General features: G+C 67.8%; 1 protein-coding gene. It reads right to left on the reverse strand.

What is annotated here, in order from left to right; translation table 11 throughout:
* Positions 1 to 242 (reverse strand): histidinol dehydrogenase (locus R0J92_RS26020; protein ID WP_411053816.1); only part of this gene is annotated, 242 nt, incomplete at both ends.

A 242-nucleotide genomic window follows, 5' to 3' on the forward strand; every position in this document is an offset into this window, starting at 1 on the left:
CGGGCGTATAGCGGCCGACGAAGATGGCGCCGGCATTGCGGATGCCGGGGATGAAGGCATCCGGATCGGCGACCGCCAGTTCCAGATGCTCGGCCGCAATGCGATTTGCCAGCGGCAGGGCCGCCATCAGATCGGCGACAACCACGATGCCCCCGAAATCGGCCCAGCTGCGGGCGGCCGTCTCGGCACGCGACAGCGTCTTCAACTGGCGTTCCACCGCCTGCTCGACGGCTTCTGCGAAC

The sequence above is a fragment of the Tritonibacter sp. SIMBA_163 genome (genome assembly GCF_046535935.1).
In the GTDB taxonomy this organism is placed as follows: domain Bacteria; phylum Pseudomonadota; class Alphaproteobacteria; order Rhodobacterales; family Rhodobacteraceae; genus Epibacterium; species Epibacterium scottomollicae.